The sequence below is a fragment of the Pandoraea morbifera genome (assembly GCF_902459575.1).
Classification (GTDB): Bacteria; Pseudomonadota; Gammaproteobacteria; order Burkholderiales; family Burkholderiaceae; genus Pandoraea; species Pandoraea morbifera.
Map to the genome: position 1 here is coordinate 25,684 of NZ_CABPSD010000022.1, position 21,729 is coordinate 47,412.

At 65.5% G+C, this 21,729-nt stretch carries 21 protein-coding genes; 11 read left to right on the forward strand and 10 right to left on the reverse strand.

Translation table 11 applies throughout. The annotated features are described in order from the left end of the window. Positions 1 to 190 precede the first annotated feature (190 nt). A complete protein-coding gene (kdgD, locus tag PMO31116_RS22525) occupies positions 191 to 1,102 on the forward strand; it encodes a 5-dehydro-4-deoxyglucarate dehydratase (RefSeq protein ID WP_150568648.1) in 912 nt (303 codons plus the stop codon). An 11-nt stretch (positions 1,103 to 1,113) separates the two neighbouring features. Continuing rightward, on the forward strand, positions 1,114 to 2,688 hold the full coding sequence (locus PMO31116_RS22530) for an aldehyde dehydrogenase (NADP(+)) (RefSeq protein WP_150568649.1): 1,575 nt from the start codon (positions 1,114 to 1,116) through the stop codon (positions 2,686 to 2,688). A 205-nt stretch (positions 2,689 to 2,893) separates the two neighbouring features. Here the strand turns inward: PMO31116_RS22530 and PMO31116_RS22535 are convergent, their stop codons facing one another. The 7 genes from PMO31116_RS22535 to PMO31116_RS22565 form a co-directional block, all read right to left on the reverse strand. Then, positions 2,894 to 3,886, reverse strand: coding sequence for an anti-sigma factor family protein (locus tag PMO31116_RS22535; protein WP_150568650.1), 993 nt, complete (start codon positions 3,884 to 3,886; stop codon positions 2,894 to 2,896). Then, the gene (locus PMO31116_RS22540) at positions 3,886 to 4,476 is read right to left on the reverse strand and encodes an RNA polymerase sigma factor (RefSeq protein ID WP_246185442.1); all 591 of its coding nucleotides are present in this window, start codon (positions 4,474 to 4,476) and stop codon (positions 3,886 to 3,888) included. The genes PMO31116_RS22535 and PMO31116_RS22540 overlap by 1 nt, the downstream gene beginning before the upstream one ends. Positions 4,477 to 4,674: 198 nt before the next feature. Then, on the reverse strand, positions 4,675 to 5,067 hold the full coding sequence (locus PMO31116_RS22545) for a COG4315 family predicted lipoprotein (RefSeq protein ID WP_150568651.1): 393 nt from the start codon (positions 5,065 to 5,067) through the stop codon (positions 4,675 to 4,677). A 158-nt stretch (positions 5,068 to 5,225) separates the two neighbouring features. Continuing rightward, complete coding sequence (locus tag PMO31116_RS22550) at positions 5,226 to 6,125, reverse strand: ABC transporter permease (protein WP_343038640.1); 900 nt, start codon at positions 6,123 to 6,125, stop codon at positions 5,226 to 5,228. Positions 6,126 to 6,178: 53 nt separating this feature from the next. Next, positions 6,179 to 7,072, reverse strand: coding sequence for an ABC transporter permease (locus PMO31116_RS22555; protein WP_150568653.1), 894 nt, complete (start codon positions 7,070 to 7,072; stop codon positions 6,179 to 6,181). Next, entirely contained in the window at positions 7,069 to 8,151 is a 1,083-nt protein-coding gene (locus PMO31116_RS22560; RefSeq protein ID WP_150568654.1) for an ABC transporter ATP-binding protein, read from the reverse strand. The genes PMO31116_RS22555 and PMO31116_RS22560 overlap by 4 nt, the downstream gene beginning before the upstream one ends. A 21-nt stretch (positions 8,152 to 8,172) precedes the next feature. Further along, positions 8,173 to 9,276 carry an ABC transporter substrate-binding protein gene (locus PMO31116_RS22565; protein ID WP_246185444.1) on the reverse strand — a complete coding sequence of 368 codons (1,104 nt, stop codon included), beginning with the start codon at positions 9,274 to 9,276 and terminating at the stop codon, positions 8,173 to 8,175. A gap of 381 nt (positions 9,277 to 9,657) precedes the next feature. Here PMO31116_RS22565 and PMO31116_RS22570 point away from each other — a divergent pair, with 381 nt between their 5' ends. From PMO31116_RS22570 to PMO31116_RS22580, 3 genes are all read left to right on the forward strand, one after another. After that, entirely contained in the window at positions 9,658 to 10,932 is a 1,275-nt protein-coding gene (locus tag PMO31116_RS22570) for a glucarate dehydratase family protein (RefSeq protein ID WP_150568656.1), read from the forward strand. A gap of 64 nt (positions 10,933 to 10,996) precedes the next feature. Next, complete coding sequence (locus PMO31116_RS22575; protein WP_425494822.1) at positions 10,997 to 12,169, forward strand: porin; 1,173 nt, start codon at positions 10,997 to 10,999, stop codon at positions 12,167 to 12,169. A gap of 235 nt (positions 12,170 to 12,404) precedes the next feature. Further along, positions 12,405 to 13,151: a FadR/GntR family transcriptional regulator gene (locus tag PMO31116_RS22580; protein WP_150568674.1), complete on the forward strand. Its 747-nt coding sequence runs from the start codon at positions 12,405 to 12,407 to the stop codon at positions 13,149 to 13,151. A 202-nt stretch (positions 13,152 to 13,353) separates the two neighbouring features. On the opposite strand, the gene PMO31116_RS22585 is transcribed toward PMO31116_RS22580, so the two are convergent. Then, a complete protein-coding gene (locus tag PMO31116_RS22585) occupies positions 13,354 to 14,247 on the reverse strand; it encodes a LysR substrate-binding domain-containing protein (RefSeq protein ID WP_150568657.1) in 894 nt (297 codons plus the stop codon). A gap of 144 nt (positions 14,248 to 14,391) precedes the next feature. Between PMO31116_RS22585 and PMO31116_RS22590 the strand changes: the two genes are divergently transcribed. Together PMO31116_RS22590 and PMO31116_RS22595 are read left to right on the forward strand one after the other, a co-directional pair. Beyond that, on the forward strand, positions 14,392 to 14,943 hold the full coding sequence (locus PMO31116_RS22590) for a sugar ABC transporter (RefSeq protein WP_150568658.1): 552 nt from the start codon (positions 14,392 to 14,394) through the stop codon (positions 14,941 to 14,943). 11 nt (positions 14,944 to 14,954) lie between these two features. Next, positions 14,955 to 15,797 carry an MBL fold metallo-hydrolase gene (locus tag PMO31116_RS22595; RefSeq protein WP_150568659.1) on the forward strand — a complete coding sequence of 281 codons (843 nt, stop codon included), beginning with the start codon at positions 14,955 to 14,957 and terminating at the stop codon, positions 15,795 to 15,797. A 48-nt stretch (positions 15,798 to 15,845) separates the two neighbouring features. Here PMO31116_RS22595 and gcvA read toward each other — a convergent pair whose 3' ends face one another. Continuing rightward, entirely contained in the window at positions 15,846 to 16,811 is a 966-nt protein-coding gene (gene gcvA, locus PMO31116_RS22600; RefSeq protein ID WP_150568660.1) for a transcriptional regulator GcvA, read from the reverse strand. A gap of 148 nt (positions 16,812 to 16,959) precedes the next feature. On the opposite strand from gcvA, the gene PMO31116_RS22605 reads away from it, so the two are divergent. Continuing rightward, positions 16,960 to 18,189 carry an MFS transporter gene (locus tag PMO31116_RS22605; protein WP_150568661.1) on the forward strand — a complete coding sequence of 410 codons (1,230 nt, stop codon included), beginning with the start codon at positions 16,960 to 16,962 and terminating at the stop codon, positions 18,187 to 18,189. Beyond that, positions 18,186 to 19,082, forward strand: coding sequence for an oxidoreductase (locus tag PMO31116_RS22610; protein WP_150568662.1), 897 nt, complete (start codon positions 18,186 to 18,188; stop codon positions 19,080 to 19,082). Before PMO31116_RS22605 ends, PMO31116_RS22610 begins: the two co-directional genes overlap by 4 nt. Before the next feature lie 95 nt (positions 19,083 to 19,177). Here PMO31116_RS22610 and PMO31116_RS22615 read toward each other — a convergent pair whose 3' ends face one another. Then, complete coding sequence (locus PMO31116_RS22615; protein ID WP_150568663.1) at positions 19,178 to 19,627, reverse strand: hypothetical protein; 450 nt, start codon at positions 19,625 to 19,627, stop codon at positions 19,178 to 19,180. Positions 19,628 to 19,760: 133 nt separating this feature from the next. Here PMO31116_RS22615 and PMO31116_RS22620 point away from each other — a divergent pair, with 133 nt between their 5' ends. Together PMO31116_RS22620 and PMO31116_RS22625 are read left to right on the forward strand one after the other, a co-directional pair. Next, positions 19,761 to 20,579, forward strand: coding sequence for a helix-turn-helix domain-containing protein (locus PMO31116_RS22620; protein ID WP_217424773.1), 819 nt, complete (start codon positions 19,761 to 19,763; stop codon positions 20,577 to 20,579). Between the two features lie 255 nt (positions 20,580 to 20,834). After that, positions 20,835 to 21,728 carry a DMT family transporter gene (locus PMO31116_RS22625; protein WP_150568665.1) on the forward strand — a complete coding sequence of 298 codons (894 nt, stop codon included), beginning with the start codon at positions 20,835 to 20,837 and terminating at the stop codon, positions 21,726 to 21,728. The last annotated feature ends 1 nt before the right edge of the window (position 21,729 follow it).

Here is a 21,729-nt window from a genome sequence, read left to right on the forward strand (position 1 = left end):
CATCAGGGCAAACGCGCATGCTATAAACCCTGTGGTTGTTTGCGGGTTTATCCCACTGCCGTTCGGCAACACCCCCTCTTGTCCGGCGTCATCACATGTTATACGATGACATATAACTAAGCGCCCAGCGCTGGTTGAGCGCCATCTTTCTTCATCGAATCCGGCCTTGTTGCCGACAGGAACTCTTGAAATGACCGCACCTCAAGAACTCAAGCAGATCGTCTCCGACGGCTTGTTGTCTTTCCCCGTGACCGACTTCGACGCCCATGGCGATTTCGATGCCCGCGGCTACGCCGCGCGGCTGGAGTGGCTGTCGCCGTTCGGCGCTACGGCGCTCTTCGCGGCGGGCGGCACGGGCGAATTCTTCTCGCTCACCCCGCAGGACTACAGTGCCGTGATCAAGACGGCGGTCGACACCTGCGCGGGCAAGGTGCCGATCCTGGCCGGTGCGGGCGGACCGACGCGCATGGCGATCGCCTATGCACAGGAAGCCGAGCGTCTCGGCGCCAAGGGGGTGCTGCTCATGCCGCACTACCTCACCGAGGCGAGCCTCGGCGGCATCGCCGCTCACGTCGAACAGGTCTGCCGGTCGGTGAACATCGGCGTGATCGTCTACAACCGTGCGAATTCGAAACTGGGCGCCGACGAACTGGAACGCCTGGCCGACGCCTGCCCCAACCTGATTGGCTTCAAGGACGGTGTGGGCGACATCGAACGCATGGTGCAGATCCGCCGCCGCATGGGCGAGCGCTTCTCGTATCTCGGCGGCCTGCCCACGGCGGAAGTCTATGCCGCGGCCTACCGCGCGCTGGGCGTGCCGGTGTATTCCTCGGCCGTGTTCAACTTCATTCCGAAAACGGCCATGGCGTTCTACCGCGCCGTGTGCGAGAACGATCAGGCCACCATGGGCCGCCTGCTCGACACATTCTTCCTGCCCTACCTGGAAATCCGCAATCGCTGCCCGGGCTACGCGGTGAGTATCGTCAAGGCGGGAGCGAAGCTCGTCGGTCACGACGCCGGTCCGGTGCGTGCCCCGCTGACCGACCTGTTGCCGCAGGAAGTCGAAGCCCTCGACGCGCTCATCAAGCAAGTCGAAGGCTAAGGAGCACAGGCATGCAGATCACTGGAGAGATGTTGATCGGTCGCGCCGACGTGCGCGGCAGTGCAGGCACGCTCGAAGCGTTCGACCCGTCGCGCGGCGAACGACTCGCCCCGCCGTTCGGCGCGGGAACCGTGCAGGACGTCGAGCGCGCGTGCGACCTGGCCCGCGAAGCGTTCGACCCGTTCCGCACCCTGCCGCTCGAGCGACGCGCACAATTTCTCGAGGCCGTGGCGCAGGCGATTCTCGATCTGGGCGACACCCTCATCGAACGCGCTCATGCCGAGACGGGTCTGCCTGTTGCACGCCTGCAAGGCGAGCGTGGCCGCACCGTCGGTCAGTTGCGACTGTTTGCGCGCGTGGTGCGCGACGGCCACTTCCTCGATGCCACCGTCGATCCCGCCCAACCGGCTCGCGAGCCGATGCCGCGCAGCGACCTGCGGCTGGCGAAGATCGGCCTCGGCCCCGTCGCGGTTTTCGGTGCAAGCAACTTCCCGCTCGCGTTTTCCGTGGCCGGCGGCGATACGGCATCGGCCTTCGCGGCAGGCTGCCCCGTCGTGGTCAAGGCGCACTCGGCCCACCTCGGCACGTCGGAACTCGTGGCGCGCGCCGTACGCTCGGCTGTGCAGCAGCTCGATCTTCCGGAGGGCGTGTTCTCGCTGCTCGTCGGCGAAAGGGCCGTGGGCGAGGCGTTGGTCGCGCACCCGGCGATCGCGGCCGTGGGGTTCACCGGATCGCGCACGGGCGGGCTCGCACTGCAACGCATCGCGCAAGCGCGTGCGGTGCCGATTCCCGTTTATGCCGAGATGAGCAGCATCAATCCCGTTTACTTGCTTCCGGAAGCCCTGGCCGCGCGCACGGACGCCATCGCCCGGGGCTTCGTCGACTCGCTCACGATGGGCGTCGGGCAGTTCTGCACCAATCCCGGATTGGTGCTGGCGATGTCGGGCGCCTCGCTCGAGCGATTTTGCGCCGTCGCGACCGAGGCCCTCGGCGAGAAGGCCGCCGGCACCATGCTCACGCCGGGCATTCACCGTGCGTACGACACCGGCGTCGCACGGCTGTCCGGCGAATCGGACGTGACGTTGGTCGCAAGGGGCCAGACGGGCGGCGCGTGCCAGGGACAGGCCGCCCTGTTCCGCACCACGGCGGCGGCGTTTCTCGCGACGCCCGCGCTGCACGACGAAGTCTTCGGGCCGGCCTCGGTGATCATCGCCTGCGACACCGTCGACGACATGATCGCCATCACGGAGCGTCTGGAAGGCCAACTTACCGCCACGCTGCAACTCGATGCCGGCGACACCGCCACCGCGCGCCGCCTGTTGCCGGTGTTGGAGCGTCGCGCCGGACGCATTCTCGCCAACGGCTTCCCCACGGGCGTGGAAGTCTGTCATGCAATGGTGCACGGCGGACCATTCCCCGCGACGTCGAATGCGATGTTCACCTCGGTCGGCGCATCGGCCATCGACCGTTTTCTTCGTCCGGTGTGCTATCAGGACCTGCCGGACGCCCTGCTGCCGGATGCCCTCAAGGAAGGTAATCCGCTCGGCTTGTGGCGACTTCGCGACGGCTTACGCTCGCAGTCCTGACCATCCGGCCCCGACAGGGAGCCGGCGGCGCAGCACCGGCCGCAGCGCAAAACGCCCTCGATTCGAGGGCGTTTTGCATCAAGTGGCGCGGTTTGACGCCGTGGGCGAGTCCCGTGCACCGACAACTCGCATCGCGCTCGCGCGCTGAGCGCCCCCTTGGCGTCAGCCAATGGATTCGCGCGTCGGCAGCGGTCATGGATACCGCTTACGAGGACGCCTGCGGGCGGGTCCCGATGGTTCCATCGGGTGGCATCACCAGACCATACAACGGCACCACGGCCCCCTCGGCAAGCGCCTTGGCCACCGTCTTCAGATCGACCGAACTACCCGGCGCGCCGATGAGCGCGTAACCGAGCTTGCCCTTGCGCCAGGTCACCACGCCCATGCCGTCGATCGTCTGCTCGGCCACGCCCTGATCCGCACGCCCGTCACGCACCACGCACAGGGCGATCGGATCGCCGACGTGCGGCAGATAGACCATCTGCACCAGCGCCCGATCCTGCCAGCGAAGGCGCTGCACGCGCCTGAACGAGAGCCCCTGCGCCGTCAGGTCAGGCACGCGGATGTCGAGGCTGTCGCGCCGACGAATCTCTCGCATTGTCTGCTCGACATCGCGCGCCTCCACCGGCAAGTCGGCAACGGTGTCGCGCACGTATAGCTGCTGGTAGTCGGCCGCCGCGCGCACCCATGTCACGCCCTGCGGCGATTTCGGCGGTGCGTCAACGGACGCCGTGGTCATCGGGCCGGCACCGGCATTTTCGCCAGGTCGCGACAGCATGCCGGAGACGATCGGCAACGCGACCACGGTGGCCGCCACGCCGGCCGCAAACGCAGCACCCAACCACCACGCGCGTACACGCCGGCCCCCTCGAGGCTCGTTGGCCGCAGGCGTTTGGCGCGTGTCATCGTGCTTTCCGCTCGCGGGCGGCTCGCTCGCCGCCTCCGTCCGGGCCGCGGACGTCTGGCGCTGCGCATGCTCACGCAACAACGCGTCGAGCCCGGCGCTCAGCCGCTCCGGCACCGGCGGCATCACTTGCGCCGCGAACGTCTCCCGATATGGCAGGCGCGACGCGCGCAGCGACGCCACCACGTCAGCGAGCACCGGCGACGCCGCGATGGCCGCCTCCACGTCGGCACGCGCTTCGGCGGACAGCGCTTCGTCGACGTACGCGAGCAGGCGGATATCGTCTTCGTTCATCACGCGTCCTCCTCTCGTGCACCGAATGTCGGGCCGGAACTGCGGGAACTGCCGGAAGCGCCGGCATCCGGGGCACGGCGGCCAGGTTCCCCGGGTTGGCGGAACTGCTCGCCGATGGTGCGGCGTGCGCGAGAGAGCCGGCTCATCACGGTGCCGACGGGCACGTCGAGCACCAGCGCCGCCTCGTGGTAGGTCAGGCCTTCCACGGCAACGAGCAACATCACGAGCCGCTGCGCCTCCGGCAGCCTGTCGACGGCGCCGAACACCTGGCGATAGCTCGCGAGGTCCTCGGGCGTGGAAGCGTGCAGATCGGGGACGGTCTCGACGTCGGCGTCCTCCCAGGCGAGACTGCCGCGCGAGCGCACACGGCGAGCGCGGATCTCGTTGATCCATGTGGTGTGCACGATGCGATACATCCAGCTCAGGGCCGAGGTGCCCGGCTGCCATTGATGCGTGCGCTCGAGCGCATGGACGCAGGCGCGCTGCACGAGATCCTCCGCATCGTGGCGGTCGCCCGAAATGCGCAGGGCGAACGCCCAGAGGCGTGGCAGCAAATCCGGGAGCAGACTCGGCAAATCCTGGGCGGTCATCGGCGAATGTCCTGGCGGAGGGGGCGTGGCGGCAAGCCGACGCGAAGCATCGTCAGCGCGCATCGCCAACGCCTGCCGCGAAATTATATCGAGCCGGCGCGGCGCTGCACTGCGCCGCACGGCATCGATGGCCGCCCACACCGCCCTCACGTTCCCGCTCCACGCCGCACGGGCGCCATGCGCCCGCTCGCTCACGCCTCAGGGCTTGACGACGTGCCACACGTCCTTGAAGCCGTCGCCCTTCATCTCGCCGGGCGCGGTGTCCTTGCTGAACAGGTAGACGGGCTTGCCCTTGTAGGCCCACTGCTTCGTGCCGTCGTCGCGTGTGACGATCGTGTAGTCGCCCTCGGCCTTCGCGCCGGCGGGTGCCATCACCGGCGGCCAGGCTTCGGCGCACGGGCCGTTGCAGGCGCTCTTGCCACTGCCGGCGACATCCTTGTCGAAGGTGTAGACGGTGCGGTTCTTGCCGTCGACCAGCATGCCGCTCATTGCCTTGAGCGGGGCCTCGGCGTGGGCCGCGACGGCCCCGAGAAGGCCGGCGGCGGCCACAAGCGCGGACAGGACGGCGGACATCGATTGACGTTGGTTCATGGCATTGGCTCCTTGAATGAATGTCGGTGACGACACTCTCAAAACGCCTGCCCCACGCGTGTTATTCCCTGCGCCAGTCGATATTTTCTTGCTGCAACGCAACATACCGGGCGACGACGATGCCATTGTCCGGGCATCACTGCCCGGACATGCCGCGCTCACTCGCCCTTGGGCGCCTCCTTGACGCGGCTAACGAGCTGCGTCGGGCTCACGAACTGCAACGCGATCAGCACCCAAAGCAGCGTGATGGCCATATAGATCATCGCCATGGCGTCGATGGACTGTGGCGCACGCACCCCGGTCGAGAACACCGCGTAGTACAGCGCGACCACGAGCGTCTGCGTGTCCGGCCCCGCGGTGAAGAACGTGAGTTCGAACATGCCGATCGTGCGCACGAGCACCAGCAGTCCGGCCGCGAGAATGCCGGGCACCAGCAACGGCAACAGCACGTGACGGAAATACTTGAAGGTGTTGGCGCCGAAGATGCGCGCGGCAGCTTCGAGATTCGGGTCGATCTGCTCGATGAACGGCGTCATCACGAGAATCACGAATGGCAGCGATGGCACGAGGTTCGCCAGGATCACACCGGTCAGCGTGCCGCCCAGCCCGACCTTGTAGAGCACCGTCGCCATCGGAATGCCGTATGTGACCGGCGGGACCATCAGCGGCAACAGGAAGACCAGCATCGCGAGCTTCTTGCCGGGGAACTGCGCACGCGCGAGCGCGTACGCCGCAGGCACGCCCAGTGCGATCGACAACAGCACCACGGCACCCACAACCTCGACGGTCACCCACAGCACATCCGCCAACTGGAAGTCGCGCCACGCCTGCGCGTACCAATGCAGCGTGAAACCCTCGGGCAGCGGCGTGCCGAACCAGCGTGTGGCGACCGAGTTCATCGTCACGGTCGCGATCATCAGCCCCACGTTGACCAGGAAGAAGATCATTGCGCCCCACACGAACATGCGCCACAGACGCGATCCCGGCCCCTCGCGGCGCATCTTGCGCCGCGACGCGGGCGCCGCGGCTGCCGGGCTCACGGAAGAAGGGGTCGTCATGAAGTCTCCATTCTGCGCGGCCAGCGTACCGGCCAAAGGCTTTTTCGTCGCGTTCATCCCTTGCCTCCCGTGGTCGGACCGCTGTAGAACGCCCGGCGCGCGCCGAGCATGCCTGCCACGATCAGCAACTGCACGAAGCCCATCACGATTGCCACGCACGACGCGAGCGAATAGTCATAACTTTCGAACGCCGCCTCGTAGGCTGCGATCGACACCACGCGCGTGGCGCCGGCGGGCACCCCGAGCAGCACGGCCGACGGGAACACCGAAAACGCCTGCACGAACGACAGGCATGCCGCCATCGTCAGCCCCGGCACGAGCAACGGCAGATAGATCAGGCGGAACTGCTGCCAGGGTCCGGCGCCGAGCGTGCCGGCCGCGCGCGCGAGCGTGGGGTCGATGCCCGTCACGTACGACAGGATCAGCAGGAATGCAAACGGAAATCCCGAAATCACCAGCGAAATCAGCACACCCCAGTAGTTGTGCGTGAGACGAACCTCGTCGTGGTACAGGCCCAGGGCGTGCAACGCCTGAGGGAACCAGCCATTGGGCCCGTAATAAGTCAGCATGCCGTCGGCGATGAGCACAGTGCCGAGCGTGACCGGCACCACCAGCAACATCGTCACGAACTTCGACGCTCGCGTGCTCTTGCGAAGCGCGAAGGCCGCCGGCACGGACGCGCCCACGTTGATCAACGTTGCGGGCACCGCGAGCTTGAGCGTGATGAGCACCGTCGGCCACAGCGTGGACTCGCTGAAGAACTTCAGATAGTTCGCGAACACCCCGCCACCGTCCATCGGCTGGAACGACAGGAACAGGCCGTAGGCGAACGGGTACACGAACATCGCCACCAGGCATACGAGCGCGGGCGCGACCAGCCAGCCACGGCCGTCGAAGCGTGGGGCCGGCGTCATCGAGACGCCGGCAGAGGGTGCCACGGTACTCATGCGCGTTCCCCTGCGTAGACGAGCGTGCGCTCGGCCGGCACACACAGCGGTACGCGCTCACCGACCGCGTAGTCGCCGGGCAGGCGCGCGTAGAGCTGGCCGAACGGCGACGCCACGCGCAACAGCGAATCGCGACCGCCGTACTCGACCGTCTCGACCACCGCCTCGAAGGCGTTGTCGTTGGCCGCCGGTGCGCGCTCGAAGTCGTCGGGACGGATCGCCACGCTGACCTTGCCGCCGGTGCCCGGCGGTTCCATGAGCACGCCCTCGAACGACGCATCGCCGCACGACACGCGGGCGTGATCGCCCTGCGCCGAGGTGATCGACACGTCGAGCACGTTGCGATAGCCCATGAAGCGCGCCACATGCAGATTGCGCGGGCGCGCGTACACATCGCGCGGCGCGCCGATCTGCTGGACCACGCCTTCCTTCATCACGACGATACGGTCGGCCATCGACAGCGCTTCGTCCTGATCGTGCGTGACGTAGATCGTGGCCCGATCCAGCTTGCCGTGAATGCGGCGAATCTCGGCGCGCATCTCGATGCGCAGCTTGGCGTCGAGGTTCGAGAGCGGCTCGTCCATCAGCACCACCGGTGGCTCGATCACGATGGCGCGGGCGATGGCCACGCGCTGCTGTTGTCCGCCCGAGAGCTGGCCGGGCAACTTGCGCTCATGGCCGACGAGCTGCACGAGCTGCAAGGCTTCGCGCGAGCGCGCTTCGATCTCGGCGCGCGGCACGCCTCGCATGCGCAGGCCGAAGCCGACGTTATCGAGCACGCTCATGTGCGGAAACAGCGCGTAGTTCTGAAAGACCATGCCGAAGCCGCGCTTCTCGCTGGGCAACACGTCGATACGCTCGTCGTCGAGCCAGATCGCGCCGCCCGTGAGCGGCGTCAATCCGGCAATGCAGTTGAGCGCGGTGGACTTGCCGCAGCCCGACGGCCCGAGCAACGCGATGAACTCGCCGCGCTCGATGGTCAGGTCCAGGCCGTTCAGGGCCGCCACGGACTGCCCCTCGGCATTGGTGAAACTGCGCGCGACGCTATCGAGACGCAGATGTTGAAAATTGTGCTTCATTGACGACTCCGATCGCTCCGATCACTTCGATTTCAGCGCGCCGATCTCGGCATCCCACTTCTGGAATGCCGCCACCATCGCCGTCGCGTCGAGCGGCACGGCGTGCGGGAAGTCGGCAATGAGCTTCGCGTACTCCGGACGGCCATACTTCGCGATCACTTCCTGGCTCTTCGCCGGGGCGGCTGAGAGCGGCACGTCCTTCACGGCAGGTCCCGGATAGAAATAGCCATCGTCATACGTCAGCGCCTGCTGGGCCGGTTCGAGCATGAAGTTGATGAGCTTGAGAATTACCTCCATCTTCTCTTTCGAAACGCCCTTCGGAACCACCATGTAGTGCGCGTCGTTGACCCACGTGAGCTTGTCGAATGCCTGCACCCGGAAGCTCGCCGGCACGATGCCCAGCGCGCGCGGATTGATGTCCCAGCCCGTGACGGTCAGCGTCATGTCGCGGCTGCCCTCGCCCAACTCCTTCATCACCGCCGAGGTGCCGCCCGGGTAGTACGGAATGCACGAATCAAGCTCCTTCAGGAACGCCCAGGTCTTGTCCCAGCCCTTGATCGGATCGTGCGGATCCTTGTCGCCGAGCAGATACGGCAGCCCCATCAGGAACGTGCGCCCCGGACCCGAATTGGCCGGGCGCGCGTATATCAGCTTGCCCGGGTTCGCCTTGCACCAGGCAAGCAGTTCCGCTGGCGTCTTCGGCGGCTGCGTCACCTTCGCCGGGTTGTACTCCACGAGCGGACCGGCGGGCATGAATGTCACCGTCAATCCATACCCCTTCGAGAGATCCTGCATCGCGCGCACATTAGGCGGGTACTTGTCGAGCACGCCGGGCAGCTTCGCGCTGTAGTCGGGCAGCAGGCGCTGCCAGAGGTTCTGCTGTATCCCGGCGGCCAGCGCATCGGTGCCCGTGAGCACGATGTCGATGTCAGCACGACCGGCCGCCTGCATGGCCTTGATCTTGCCCGGCAACTGCGGTGCAGGCGCATTCGTGAACGTGATCCTGGATACGAGATCGGGGTATTTGTCCCGGAACGCCTCGAAGCCCTTTTGCGTGAGCGCGAGATTGCCCGCCACGTCCACGATGTTCAGCGCGACCGGCGCGGCGCTCGCGATTCCCGCCATGCTCCCCAATGCTGCGGCACATGCCAGTGCGCCAAGCGTGCGTTGCCAAAATCCCCTGCGACTGAAGGCCATGCTGTCTCCTCTTTGCGTTGAATTTCTCGTAAGTCATCATATGACTGAGGTTGCGAATTTGCAATCGGAAGACATGCCGAAACGCCTCAGAGATTTCCCTAACAAGGCCGTACAACCCTGATAATTCAGGCGATTACCCGCGATTTCAATACGATGCCACGCCATTGATCAGGGATATTACTGATAGAGAAATGGTCGGGGGCTCACCTAAATTACGCCCAGTCATACGATGACGTAAAAGCTACATCGCAACCCCCAACGACGCCTCACCGCGGCCTCGCGCCTGGTGGGGTCTGAGGACACGCCGCAGTGAAAATCCAACGCATCACGATCACCCCGATCGCCTTTCGCGATCCGCCGCTGCTCAACGCGGCGGGCATTCACGAGCCGTACGCGCTTCGCTCCATCATTGAGATCGAGACTGACAACGGGCATGTCGGATTGGGCGAAACCTATGGCGACGCACCGATGCTGGCGCTGCTCGAGAACGCTCGCGAGAGCCTGATCGGCATGGATCCGTTCAACACCAACGGCTTGCGTGAGCGGGTGGCGGCAGTGGTCCGCCAGGGTGTGCGCGGCGAGCGCGTGGAGTACGAACTCGCACCGGGCACCGATCCGCGCAAGGACGCCGAGAAGCTCTACTCCGCCTTCGAAGTCCCCTTTCTCGATTTGCAGGCACGTCACCTCGGTGTTCCGCTGGTCGAACTGCTCGGCGGCGCCGTGCGCGACGAGGTGCAATACAGCGCTTATCTCTTCTTCAAGTACGCGCAGCACATCGACGCGCCCTACGCGGCCGATCCATGGGGCGAGACGCTGAACGCCGAACAACTCGTCGCGCAGGCACGGACGATGATCGACACCTACGGCTTCGGCAGCATCAAGCTCAAGGCCGGCGTACTCGAACCCGCCGAGGAAGTGAAATGCCTCAAGGCGCTCAAGCGCGCCTTCCCCGACAAACCGTTGCGCATCGATCCGAACGGCAACTGGTCGCTCGCTACCGCGATCGCGATGGGGCGTGAACTCGCGGGCGACCTCGAGTATTACGAAGACCCGACGCCGACGCTCGAAGGCATGGCGCAGCTGCATCGCGAGACCGGCATGCCGCTCGCCACGAACATGGTCGTGACCGATCTGCGCCAGTTCCGCGAGAACGTCCGCCTGAACGGCGCGCAGATCATTCTCTCCGACCACCACTACTGGGGCGGTCTGCGCGACACGCAGACGCTGGCGCGGATGTGCGAGACGTTCGACCTCGGCCTGTCGATGCACTCCAACTCGCATCTAGGCATCAGCTTGATGGCCATGACCCATCTGGCGGCGAGCGTGCCGCGCCTGTCCTACGCCTGCGACACCCACTACCCGTGGCAGGCGCCGGACGAGGAGGTCGTGCGTGGCGGAAAGATCGCCATTCGCAACGGCGCGGTCGCCCTCACGCAGGCGCCCGGGCTTGGCCTGGAGATCGACCCGGATCAGTTGGCCAGGCTGCACGAGCAGTACCTGCGCTGCGGCTTGCGCACGCGCAACGACGCGGTCCAGATGCGCAAGTACCGCCCCGACTGGAGCGGCAAGGCACCCCGTTTTTAGTACCGGTAGCACGCATCAGCGGTTCACAGGAAGTCAACGAAAACACATCAGAAGAGGAGAAGTCGTGAGACATTCGAAACGGTTTGCCGGGCTGGTATGGGCCGGTCTCGCTGTCGGCGCCATGCCGGCATTCGCGCAGTCGAACGTGACGCTCTACGGGATCGTCGACGACGCATTGACGTACAGCAGCAACCAGAACGGCAGTTCCAACACGTATCTGCGCAACGGCAACCTCGCCGGCAGCCGCTGGGGGTTGCGTGGCACGGAAGACCTCGGTGGGGGCACCAAGGCGCTGTTCCAGCTGGAAAACGGGTTCGACGTCAATAACGGCACAATGAGTTCGTCGGGCGTGATGTTCAACCGCCAGGCGTTTGTCGGCCTGAAGAACGACCGGGTCGGCACGGTGACGATCGGCCGTCAGTATTCGCCGTACTACCTGATGGTCGGCACCATTGGCCCGACGTCTTACGTGACGGGCGCGACCGGTGCCCACCCGGGCGATATCGACGGTCTGGACACGACGATTCGCATCAATAACTCCGTCACGTACACCTCGCCGTTGCTCTGGGGGGTGACCGCGAGCGTGCAATACGGCTTCGGCGGCCAGGCCGGCGCCATGAGCAAGGGCAACACATTCTCCGGCGCGCTGCGTTACGACGGCGGCCCGCTGTCGCTGGCAGCCGGGTATCTGCGTCTGAACAACATCGGTGGCGGCACCACGTGGAACAGCGCGTCGACGGGCGTGCCGGGCACGTCGGCCGTCAACCAGGGCTACGTCACCGCCGACTCGTTGCAACACATCGCGGTGGCCGGCATCTACACGATCGGCAGCGTGACGCTGGGCGCCAGCTACAGCAACGTGCAGTACAAGCCGGGGGCGGCGTCGCTCTTCCACGACACGGCGATCTTCAACACCGCGGGCGTGCATGCGTCGTGGACGGCGTCGCCGCAGTGGCGCCTGGCGGCGGCGTACAGCTACACGGCCGCGTCCAAGGCAAACGGCATCACCGATTCGGCCACCTATCACCAGATCTCGCTCGCACAGGTCTATTCGCTCTCGAAGCGCACGTCGCTGTATGCGCTCGAGGCGTGGCAACACGCGAACGGCAAGTCGCTCGCGGCAAACGCCACGAGCATCATCAACGCCGGGCCGGTGGTCGGCGATTCGCAGAACAGCACGCCGTCGGCAACGAGTTCGCAGTTCGTCGGCATGCTGGGGGTACGCGTCGATTTCTGACGCGCCAGGGTGTTCGCAATACGATTCGGGCGGCGCCGTGCGCGTGCCTCCCGGATCGATCCGAAGGGTCGCGAGAAGTCGCACGATGCAGCATTTTCGACCGCCGACGCCTGATGTGGACTGGGCCGTGGCGTTGGCGGTCGATTCTTATCGGTTGTCGTATGTATGCGACGGTCGATGAGGTAAACTGGGAGCGTTTTTTCACGCTCTCCACATTCGAACCGACGCCATGTCCATGTCCAGCTCGTTGCCCGCTCGTCCTCGCCGCAAGTCCCGCAGCCTCACCGAAGAGGTCGTGAGCGCCTTGTCCGAGCAGATTCGCAGCGGCACGTTCCGCCCGGGCGACAAGCTGCCGACCGAGTCGGCCATCATGGAAAGTCTGGGCGTGAGCCGCACCGTGGTACGCGAGGCCATCTCGCGACTGCAGGCGGCGCAACTGGTCGAGACGCGTCACGGCATCGGCACCTTCGTGCTCGAGGCGCCGCGCGAGAACGCGCTTCAGGTCGATACCAACAGCATTCTCACCATGCTCGACGTGATGGCGATCCTGGAGCTGCGCATCTCGCTCGAGACGGAGGCCGCCGGGCTGGCCGCCAATCGTCGCACGGACACGCAACTCAAGCTGATGCGCCAGGCGCTCGACGACTTCGAGATGCACGTGCGCCAGCGCACGGGCAATGCCGTGACGGCCGACGTGGCATTCCACCTGCAAGTCGCCAACGCCACCGGCAACCGCTACTTCCACGACATTCTGGAGCAGCTCGGCAACACGATCATTCCGCGCACGCGGGTGAATTCCGCCGCGCTGGCCGACGACGACCAGGTGTCGTACCTGAATCGCGTGAACCGTGAGCACGAAGACATCTACAACGCCATTGCGCGACGCGACCCGGAAGCGGCGCGCGCGGCAATGCGCACGCACCTCACCAACAGCCGCGAGCGTCTGCGTCGCGCCCAGGAATCCGCGGGCTCACCGGGCTGAGCCCGCATGGCGCGAACGCGGCGAGTCAGGACAGATCGCCGCGAATCGCGCGGTGGTACCCTGCATCCATCTCAGCCGCTCCGGCCATGTCGATGCCGGCCATCGACGTCTTCATTTCGCCCAGCGACGGCACCGCCACGCGATTCGGGCCGATCAGGCCGTCATCTTCGATGTCCGCTGCGACACGCGCCGAGGGTCGCGATCAGGGCGTCAGACGACTGGCCTCGTCGAGCAACCATCTGGCGAACGCCTGCATCGGTGACGCGCTCAATTCGATGGGGTCGGGCAGCACCAGACAAAATCGCTTGGTGACCGCGCGGCTGTCCGGCCATGGCGTGATCAGGCGGCCCTGCGCCACTTCCGCGGCAATATACAGACGTGGCACCAGCGCCACGCCCAGACCCGCAATGGCGGCTTCGATCAGCATGGAGTGAAGATCGAACCGCGCGCCCACCGCCGGGTTGGACAGGGCGATGCCGAACTCCTGCGCGTAGCGTTGCCACGCATCCGGATTCTGACGCCGGTGCAGGCGGGGCAGCGCGTTGAGCGCGGGACGCTTGCCGGCGCCGGCGAGTAGCGCCGGACTGCACACCGGCACCAACACTTCTTCCATCAACGCATGGACGTGCATGCCCGCCCATGCCGGGTGCTCGAAATGGATCGCCGCGTCGAAGCCGCTTCCCGCCAGAAGAAATGGTTCGATGCGCTCGGCGATATGCACCGTGATGTTCGGATGCTTGTCCTGAAAGTGCTTCAACCGGGGAATCAGCCAGCGGATCGCGAACGTCGGGCTTGCCGCCACGTCGAGGCTGGCGCCTTCGCTGGGCTGCCCCATCAGGTAAAGACTGTCGCGCTCGAGCCGATCGAGAATCTCGCGCACCTGCCCGGCGTAGCGGGCGCCATTGGGCGCGAGCCGAACACGGTTGCCGATACGCTCGAACAGCATGACGCCCAGGAACGCTTCCAGCCGCCCGATCTGGCGGCTGACCGCCCCCTCCGTCCGCGAGAGCTCCTCCGCCGCGCGCGCGAAACTGCCATGCCGGGCCGCTGCCTCGAAGGCCTGAAGCGCGGAATTGCTCGGAATCTTGCGGCTCATGGATGTCTCGTTGGTGCAGGGTGGGTCGCCTTCAGCTTGAGCAAATGTCACTGAAGCCTGAACTTTATTCGATTTATTGACGGAAATCTGGAGCTTAGCATTACGTTACCGCAATGAACACGCGTTATCCGCGCCAACCGTTCGATGATCTACACCGTGGAATGCAGCTTCGCCGACCCCGCTTGCGAAGCCGAATGGAACGACTTCTACAGTCTCGAGAAACTGCCGGCGCTCATTGCCGTGTCGGGATTCCACACTTCGCAGCGCTTCAAGGCGATCAGTGACGGATGCCCGACTTATCTCGCGCTTCACACCGTGCACGGAATCGACGTGCTGCACGGCGAGGAGTATCGACGCAAAGGCGGCGGCAATTTCGCGAAGTGGCAGCCGCACATCACCGATTGGCACCGCAATCTGTACGGCGGTATCGGGCCGGCGCCGGCCGTGCAAGTCGACGAATGCCTCGCGCTCGACGCGCGCGGCCCCGAGCACCTGCATGCCGTGGGATTGGAACCATTGGCCATGCGCGCCGTGGCACTCGAGAAATCTCCGGCGCTACGTTGGCTCGCCGTACTGCCACGGACAATGGCGCAATCACTGCAGCGCGCCGGTCGGATCGCGAATGGCGTCTGTCTTTATGCACCGATGACGAAGCAGCTCACACACGCCGACGCGCTTGCGCGTCGCCAACGATGAACGGATCCGATATGTCGAATAGCGCCATCTTCCCCACACAACACGTCGGGGACTTCACGATCACGGCCATCAGCGACGGCTATCTCACCGCGAGTCTCGATCTCCTGTCGAACATCGACGCGCAAGATGCGTCCAGAATGCAGCGCGCCGCGGGACAGACGGAACCCGGCGCGATCCACATCAATGGCTACGTCGTGCGCGGCGCAGGCCGTACGCTGCTCATCGATACGGGAGCCGGCGGCATCCGGCAATGGGGCGGGCGCCTGGCGGCGAATCTTACGCGCGCCGGTGTCGAGCCCGACAGCATCGATACTGTGCTGCTCACGCACGCCCATCCGGACCATGTCGGCGGACTGGTGGACAGCGAAGGGCACGCGGCCTTCGGGAACGCGTCGCTCGTGGTGCATCGCAAGGAACTCGCGTTCTGGCAGGACGACGCGAATCTTAGCCGGGCCAACGCGCGCGCACGCGGGAATTTTCTGATCGCACGCACGGCGTTCGACGTGTATCGCGACAGGCTTTGCCTCTTCGACGACGGCGAGGTGGCGCCCGGAATCCGTGCGATGCCATTGCCGGGACATACCGACGGGCACACGGGCTACGTGGTCGAATCGGGCGATGAGGGCCTGCTGGTCTGGGGCGACGTGGTGCACTTCCCGCACATTCAGATTCAGCGCCCCGAGGTTTCCATCGCCTTCGATCAGGACGCGTCGCTGGCCGCCACCACCCGCTCACGTCTGCTGGACCGGGTGAGCGCCGAACGCCTGCGCATCGCCGGGATGCATCTGGGCGAACTCGGATTCGCGCGGATTGGTCGGGTCAATGGGGGATTCGATTTGCAGTACGAAGCATAGCCGTGCCCTCGGGGCGACGTTCGCGAGACCGTCGCAGGTCCTGAGGCGTCATGGCTTTGTGGCTTCCTGGATTTGACGAGCCGGACCGGCCTCCGGTTTCGCCATCTCTTTCATCCATTGCTCGAACGCCGACACGGCGGCGTCATCGACGCGGTCGGGGTTCGTCACCAGCATGTAGTCGTCGGCACGCCATGCCGGCGATGCGATGGGACACACGAGGCGCCCTTCGGCGAGATCGCGCGCGATCAGCGGCTGCGATGCCAGCGCCACGCCCAGTCCCTCGATGGCCGCGCCAAGCTGAAGATTCACGTGATCGAATTCGACATGACGCGCGGCTCGCAGATCGGGAGCACCCGCCGCCTTCAACCAGTGCGACCAGGCGGCGCGCGTTGTCGCGGAGTGGAGCAGCGTATGTTGACGCAGGTCGGCCACGTGCTGAATCGGATGCCGGCGCAGCAGCGCAGGACTGCAGGCCGGGATACGCAGGTCGGGCATCAACGGCCGCGACACGACCCCCGCGCCATGCTCAGGACCGGAACGAACCCCGATATCGAACGCGTCGGCGACGTAGCGCAGCTTGCGCGATGTGGTCGACACCCTGACGTCGATGTCCGGGTATCGCGAGTGGAAATCGGCCAATCGCGGCAGCAACCAGCAGAACGCAAAACTCATCGGTACGTTCACCCGCACGACCCCGGATATCCGCTGCCTGGCCGTGTTGTGACGCAACCGCACCACCGCGGTACCGAGGGACTCGAACGCACTACTCACGTCGCTCAGCAACGCGGCGCCCTCGTCGGTCAACACGACACCTCGCGGGCGGCGGTCGAACAGCGGCAGGCCGAACCAGTCCTCCAGCAATCGGATCTGCTTTCCAATGGCCCAGTGCGTCACATGCAGTTCCGCTGCCGCGCCCGCGAAACTGCCATGCCTCGCAACCGCATCGAAGGCGCGCAGCGCGTTGAGCGGGGGTAACTCGGTGCGGGACTTCGAAGCGCCTGGGTTCGCACTCATGACGTGACTTTTTCTCTCCGTTGACGCGATTTTAGCTCAATTGAACGATCGGGCATCCTGGCCATAGAATTTTGCTGTCGAGCCAGAAAGTGCGGGCACGAGCGGCTCTTGATGCCCTTCTGGCCCCGCTCGCACGGAGAGAATGACGATGCGCCTGCCGGTTTTTTCCCCTCCGCTTGTTCGGGAGGCCACATCATCACGACCACGCGTGCTGTGGCTGTCGTGCGTTGCGCATGCCATGCACGATGGCTACACCGACATGATCTATGCGCTGCTCCCGGTGTGGCAGTCGGAATTCGGGCTCGACTTTGCGGCCCTGGCGATCCTGCGAGGCATTTACGCAGGCGCGATGGCGGCACTGCAGTTGCCCGCCGGGTGGCTGGCACAGCGACTGGGCAGTCGCGTCACGCTTGCTATCGGTACGCTCCTGGCAGCGCTCGGCTACGCCATCGCAGGCATGTCCGGCGGCCTCATCGGTTTGTGCGTGGCGCTGGCGATCTCGGGCAGCGGATCCAGCACGCAGCACCCCATCGCATCGGGCGCCGTCTCGCGCACCTTCGGACGCGATGCGAGAGGTCCGCTCAGTCTTTACAACTTCTCCGGCGACCTCGGAAAGTCGATCCTCCCGGCGGCCATTTCGGTGCTTGTGACGATGATGTCGTGGCGACACGCGCTATGGATCGTCGCCGCCATGGGCGTCATCGTTGCCGCCGTCCTGTTGGTCATGTTTCCCGCCGTACCCCGCAGCGCCGCGACAGGCGTGGAAACGGAAGCGCCGCCCGCCCCAAACAGAGGTAGCAGTGGTAGCGGAAAGCGCGGATTCTCCACCCTGTTTTCCATCGGCGTGCTGGACACGGCGGTTCGCATGGGTCTGCTTACCTTCCTGCCCTTCCTGCTCGAGGCGAAGGGCATCTCGCCTAAACTCCTTGGAACGTCGCTCGCGCTGGTCTTCATAGGCGGCGCGGCGGGCAAGTTCATTTGTGGCTGGCTGGGGGCGCGTTTGGGAGTGGTGCGTACAGTGTTGCTCACCGAGGGCGGCACCGCCGTGGGCATTGTCGCGCTGACTTACCTGCCGCTGCCGCTTGCCATGGTGCTGCTGCCGATACTCGGCATGATGCTCAATGGCACGTCGTCGGTGTTGTACGGTACCGTTCCGGAGTTGACCGCCCCCGACGCCGCCGAGCGCGCATTCGCGATTTTCTACACCGGCACGATCGCGTCTGGTGCGATATCCCCCGTCCTTTACGGCTTCCTGGGCGACGGCGTCGGCGTCCAGGCCGCCACTTACGCGACCGCGCTCACCGCTCTGGCGATCATTCCGCTGGCCCTGGCGCTGCGCCCGCGTCTTGCCAACGATCGAACCGAACGAACCCTATGACCCCGCGAAACCCTCCCTCCGTCGCCCTCGTCGGTCCAGGCGCCATCGGAACGACCGTGGCGGCATCCCTGCACGAAGCGGGACGCACGCCTGTCATCTGTGGCCGCTCGGCGCTCGAGCGGCTGGTGCTGCGCCATGATGACGGCGAGATCGTCGTGCCCGGACCGGTCGTGACCGATCCTCGGGCGATCAAGGACAAAGTCGATCTTGTGTTCGTCGCGGTGAAGGCGACGCAGGTGGCGAGCACGGCGCCATGGATCGCCGCACTGTGCAATGCGAGGTCGATCATCTGCGTGTTGCAGAACGGCGTCGAGCAGAAGCCCGCCTTTGCGCCGTATGCGTCCGGCGCGGCTGTTCTGCCATCGGTCGTCTGGTTCCCCGCGCAGCGCGAATCCGATGCGTCGGTGTGGCTGCGCGCCAGCCCCCGAATCACGCTACCCGACGTGCCGGAAAGCCACAGGGTGGTCTCGGCACTGGGCGGCACGCGATGCTCGGTGGAAGTGGCGGAGGATTTCGTGACGCTCGCGTGGCGAAAGCTCATGCAGAACGCGGTGGCGGGCCTCATGGTGCTGACGGGGCGTCGCGCGGGCATGTTCTCGAGAAGCGACATCACCGCATTGTCGCTCGCTTACCTGCGGGAATGTCTCGAAGTCGCACGCGCCGAGGGTGCGAAGCTGGACGATGATGTGCCGCATGCGATCGTCGACGGGTTCCATCGGGCGCCGCCCGATCTCGGGACATCGATTCTTGCCGACCGGCAGGGAAATCGCCCGCTCGAGTGGGATTGCCGCAATGGCGTCGTGCAACGATACGGACGCGCTCATGGAATTCCAACGCCGATCAGCGATCTGGTCGTTCCGCTTCTCGCGGCGGCCAGCGATGGGCCCGGTTAGGCAAGGGCAGGCCGTCTCCTTGCCGATGTACGCACGCACTGCCCCCGCACGCGGCGAACGACGTTGCGTTCGCGACGTCGCGGGGGGCGCGCCCATCAGGCCCGCGCCAACCGACGGCGGCGCAGCCCGATGAACGTCAGCTCGGCGAACACCAGGACGGTGGCGATGTGCACCCCGATAAAGGCCACGCCAAGCCCGTTGGGTGCGATCCAGCCCGACCAAAGCAAGACGATGCACTCGAGCGCCCAGATCGCGTTGACGGCGATAGCGGCCCACGCCGCCGCAGCAGGTATCGCCGTGCGCCGTACCAGCCAGACGAGCGCGGCTCCGTAGGCAAGCAGGACGAGACCCGTGACACGCAGTCCGACGGCGGGCAGGTCGAGCAGCGCCGCCAGTGGGGCAGCGGCGAGGACCTGCAACAGTCCGACCGCGGCGCTGATCAGCGCGTCGGCCAGCATCACGCGGGCGAGCATCGAAGTCTGGGACGAAGCATGCGGGGCGTCGGGGCGCGACGCCTCGAGCGAAGACTGACGGGATGACATCATGGTGACCTCCATCGAAGTGAGACCGATCCGGACATAGCGCCCGTGGCGGCGTTGCTGAGGATGGCGAGATATCTTGTCTCGCTGGCTATAATCTTCCCGACCGCACGACACGCCGTCGATTACCTGCGAGGTAATGGCTGCCCAACGATCCATCGCTCCCCGCCCCATGACGACATCTGCTATCGGAACTCTGTTGCGCGACTGGCGTCAGCGCCGACGCATGAGCCAACTCGATCTGGCGCTGGAAGCCGAGATTTCCACGCGCCATTTGAGCTTCGTGGAAACGGGCCGCGCACAACCCAGCCGCGACATGCTGCTGCATCTCGCGCAGGCACTCGACGTTCCGCTGCGTGAGCGCAACGCACTGCTCGTGGCGGCGGGCTTCGCGCCCAGCTTCGAGGCCCGGGCGTTCGATGCCCCGGACATGGTCGTCGCCCGCCAAGCCGTCCAGCGGGTACTCGACGGTCACGAGCCGTATCCGGCACTGGCCGTCGACCGGCATTGGACGCTGCTGGCGGCGAACCGCGCGGTGATGCCGCTGCTCGCCGGCGTCGACCCTTCGTTGCTGGGCGGTGCCGTGAATGTGCTGCGCCTGTCGCTGCACCCCGACGGACTCGCGCCGCGCATCGCCAATCTGCCGGAGTGGCGGGCGCATCTGCTGCATCGCCTGCGTCAGCAAATTCATGCGAGCGGCGACGCCACGCTGGGCGAGCTGTATGAAGAGTTGAAGGCGTTTCCCGTGGCGCAGCATGGGCCGGCACCGACGGTGCCGCCAACGACGGGCATTTTTGTGCCGATGCAGTTGCACACGAAGGATGGGCTGCTGTCGTTCTTCAGTACGACGACGGTATTCGGCACGCCCGTGGATGTGACGCTCTCCGAACTCGCGCTCGAAGCGTTCTACCCGGCCGACGAGGCGACCGGCCGAATCATGCGCGCCATGGTGTCGTGACGCCACTTCCGCCGCAATGGGCCTCGACGGGCGCTGCGAATGATCCCAACGATGCCGCCGCAACGACGCGATAGCACACGAGCCGGGATCCGTCAGGGCTTTTGAATGCTGGCGGCGTCGGGCGGTTCGCGCGGCGATCGACAGTTCACGCGATCCTGAAGCTTCCGTCCTCGAGGTCATTGGATGATTCCCCTTGGCGGTTCCCGATGAACCGCGTCGTGTCGATCCTTACCCCTCGAAAGCCAAGTCCACAATATGCGAACCGCAGCCATGGGCGGCCCCACCGCCGTGCTTGATTCGATCCTGCTCCTGACACTTTCGACGCTGTGGGGCGCGTCGTACACCCTGATCAAAATCGGCGTCGACACGATTCCCCCGCTGACGCTCATCGCAGCGAGAACGTTGATCGCCGGGTCGGCATTGCTGCTCTGGATGCGTGTCCGACATATCCCGATGCCGTGCGATCTCGCCGTCTGGCGTCGCTTTTTCGTGCAGGCCCTGTTGAACAGTGTCGTGCCGTTCATGCTCATCGCGTGGGCGGAACGTTCCGTTGACGCTGGGTTGGCGACCATCCTCAACGCTGCCTCCCCTGTCTTCGTGTTTCTCGGAACCTGGGGCGTGACGCGCCATGAACCCATCACCCTTCGCAAGTTGTTCGGCGTCATCGTCGGGCTGGTCGGTATCTGCCTGATCGTTGGCGTTACCGCTTTCGAAGGGCTCGGGCACCAGCTCGTTCCGCAATTGGCCATCGTGGTGGCGACGGTCTGCTACGCGGGAGCGGCGATCTATGGTCGGTCGTTCAACGGACTTTCGCCGGTGGCCCCCGCAGCAGGCTCTCTCATCGTTGGGGCGGTCGTGCTGACGCCGGTGAGTCTGGTCGTCGACCGCCCGTGGACGCTGAATCCGTCGATGCCATCGATCATGGCCCTTGCGGCGCTCGCGCTCTTCTCGACGGCAATGGCATTTGTCATTTACTTTCGCCTCGTGCGAACGCTCGGTTCGGTTGGCACGACGGCGCAAGCGTATCTGCGAGTTCCCATCGGCGTGGCGACGAGCATCGTGTTCCTCGGAGAATCGCTATCGGCATCGGCCTGGCTGGGGCTGGCATGCGTCATCGCCGGGGTAGCGGCAATGACGGTTCCGCAATGAG

Excerpts from the sequence above, each read along its gene's own strand:
- kdgD (WP_150568648.1), top strand. The coding sequence starts at position 191 with ATGACCGCACCTCAAGAACTCAAGCAGATCGTCTCCGACGGCTTGTTG.
- PMO31116_RS22530 (WP_150568649.1), top strand. The coding sequence starts at position 1,114 with ATGCAGATCACTGGAGAGATGTTGATCGGTCGCGCCGACGTGCGCGGC.
- PMO31116_RS22535 (WP_150568650.1), bottom strand. The coding sequence starts at position 3,886 with ATGAACGAAGACGATATCCGCCTGCTCGCGTACGTCGACGAAGCGCTG.
- PMO31116_RS22540 (WP_246185442.1), bottom strand. The coding sequence starts at position 4,476 with ATGACCGCCCAGGATTTGCCGAGTCTGCTCCCGGATTTGCTGCCACGC.
- PMO31116_RS22545 (WP_150568651.1), bottom strand. The coding sequence starts at position 5,067 with ATGAACCAACGTCAATCGATGTCCGCCGTCCTGTCCGCGCTTGTGGCC.
- PMO31116_RS22550 (WP_343038640.1), bottom strand. The coding sequence starts at position 6,125 with ATGACGACCCCTTCTTCCGTGAGCCCGGCAGCCGCGGCGCCCGCGTCG.
- PMO31116_RS22555 (WP_150568653.1), bottom strand. The coding sequence starts at position 7,072 with ATGAGTACCGTGGCACCCTCTGCCGGCGTCTCGATGACGCCGGCCCCA.
- PMO31116_RS22560 (WP_150568654.1), bottom strand. The coding sequence starts at position 8,151 with ATGAAGCACAATTTTCAACATCTGCGTCTCGATAGCGTCGCGCGCAGT.
- PMO31116_RS22565 (WP_246185444.1), bottom strand. The coding sequence starts at position 9,276 with ATGGCGGGAATCGCGAGCGCCGCGCCGGTCGCGCTGAACATCGTGGAC.
- PMO31116_RS22580 (WP_150568674.1), top strand. The coding sequence starts at position 12,405 with ATGTCCAGCTCGTTGCCCGCTCGTCCTCGCCGCAAGTCCCGCAGCCTC.
- PMO31116_RS22585 (WP_150568657.1), bottom strand. The coding sequence starts at position 14,247 with ATGAGCCGCAAGATTCCGAGCAATTCCGCGCTTCAGGCCTTCGAGGCA.
- PMO31116_RS22590 (WP_150568658.1), top strand. The coding sequence starts at position 14,392 with ATGATCTACACCGTGGAATGCAGCTTCGCCGACCCCGCTTGCGAAGCC.
- PMO31116_RS22595 (WP_150568659.1), top strand. The coding sequence starts at position 14,955 with ATGTCGAATAGCGCCATCTTCCCCACACAACACGTCGGGGACTTCACG.
- gcvA (WP_150568660.1), bottom strand. The coding sequence starts at position 16,811 with ATGAGTGCGAACCCAGGCGCTTCGAAGTCCCGCACCGAGTTACCCCCG.
- PMO31116_RS22605 (WP_150568661.1), top strand. The coding sequence starts at position 16,960 with ATGCGCCTGCCGGTTTTTTCCCCTCCGCTTGTTCGGGAGGCCACATCA.
- PMO31116_RS22610 (WP_150568662.1), top strand. The coding sequence starts at position 18,186 with ATGACCCCGCGAAACCCTCCCTCCGTCGCCCTCGTCGGTCCAGGCGCC.
- PMO31116_RS22615 (WP_150568663.1), bottom strand. The coding sequence starts at position 19,627 with ATGATGTCATCCCGTCAGTCTTCGCTCGAGGCGTCGCGCCCCGACGCC.
- PMO31116_RS22620 (WP_217424773.1), top strand. The coding sequence starts at position 19,761 with ATGGCTGCCCAACGATCCATCGCTCCCCGCCCCATGACGACATCTGCT.
- PMO31116_RS22625 (WP_150568665.1), top strand. The coding sequence starts at position 20,835 with ATGCGAACCGCAGCCATGGGCGGCCCCACCGCCGTGCTTGATTCGATC.